Here is a 1,329-nt window from a genome sequence, read left to right as displayed (position 1 = left end):
CTTTCAGGGAGCAACATTGCAACCCAGATAAGGTTTCTATTTTTTACAATTCAAGTCGGTGTTTGTTCATGGTGGATGTATCAAATAGTCAGCGCTTCGTTTTAAACAAATGCCACCTAACAAAAAAATTAAGTCACTCACTTCGTTCGTTGGGACGCAAACATGCGGGGCGGCTTCGCCATTATGCCCCACATGCCTGCGCCCCTTATTTAAAAGTTAGGTGCTTCAATGAAATTCAAACCACCTTTCTATGAACAAATACTAGAACTCGCTTTGACCATGACCAACGAGCCTTCTAAAAAAGTTTACTGGGAAGCGCACAATAAGCTAAGAGGTATCTGCGAAACACACAAAAACTCAACTTTGGATCATCCGTTTCAGTGGGAAACTTTGGCTGACTTCACCATTGACAGTGGGGAGCAGTTAACTGCGTATTTTGTGGCTCTTGAGTTAGCACAAAAGTACGAATTACTTGAATACATTGAATCAGTCGCTACGGAAATCTCAGAGATATATTTGTCGCAAAGTGACAAAGGCCATGCATTGACTTATTCTAAAATCGCAAAGGATGCCACGCTAAGGCTGCAATCAGAAAAGGTTAATTCAAGGTTTGTTTAAACACGCACCTAACAATCGCATAAACTCGCTCGCAAGCTCGCTGGGACAAAAACACGTAGGCTCCCTTCGCTTCGCTCGTTATTATAGCCTACGCGTTTTTGCCCGTTATGCGGGCCGTTATGTGCAAGGATGAACATGAATAACATTGTCAATTTTCCAACCAAAGCAGTTCAAGAGTGGAACAGCTTTGAAAAAACTCTTACGAATATATTAGCGGAAAGCGAAGCATCATTAGAGATGACCGATATAGTTGTATCACGCATGAAAGATGCGTTTGATGATTATCAGTTTAATTATAATCTATCACTCCAAATACCGAGCGAAGTGGCGGAGCACGTTAAGCATGAAATGACAGGTTTTACTAGCTACTTGACAGAGAAATTTGGGAAACTCCTTCTCCAAAGAGTGATACTATAAATAAAACTTGCAAAAGAACAAGGTTATTAATGGTTGCACATAACAACCCAATCAACACACTCACTTCGTTCGCTGGGACGCATACATGCGGGGCGGCTGCGCCATTATGCCCCACATGCCTGCGCCCGTTATTGGAAAGTTATACCCTCTGAAGGATCGATAGAATGAAAGGGATTAATATAAGTACAAGCCACGATGACCTAGACATCGAATTAATCCACTCCTTTGTGGCGAACTCCTATTGGGCAAAAAACATCCCGCTTTCAACATTACAAAAATCTATAGACAATTCTC

2 protein-coding genes are annotated in these 1,329 nt (G+C 41.8%); both read left to right on the top strand.

Annotated elements, in window-relative coordinates; genetic code table 11:
• Positions 1–228: 228 nt before the first annotated feature.
• Positions 229–618, top strand: coding sequence for a hypothetical protein (locus E5672_RS19710; protein WP_136783871.1), 390 nt, complete (start codon positions 229–231; stop codon positions 616–618).
• Between the two features lie 135 nt (positions 619–753).
• On the top strand, positions 754–1,035 hold the full coding sequence (locus E5672_RS19825; protein ID WP_161569418.1) for a hypothetical protein: 282 nt from the start codon (positions 754–756) through the stop codon (positions 1,033–1,035).
• Positions 1,036–1,329: the final 294 nt, after the last annotated feature.

It is taken from the genome of Alteromonas portus, assembly GCF_005117025.1.
Taxonomy (GTDB): Bacteria; Pseudomonadota; Gammaproteobacteria; order Enterobacterales; family Alteromonadaceae; genus Alteromonas; species Alteromonas portus.
This window is presented reverse-complemented; position numbering and strand designations above follow the sequence as displayed.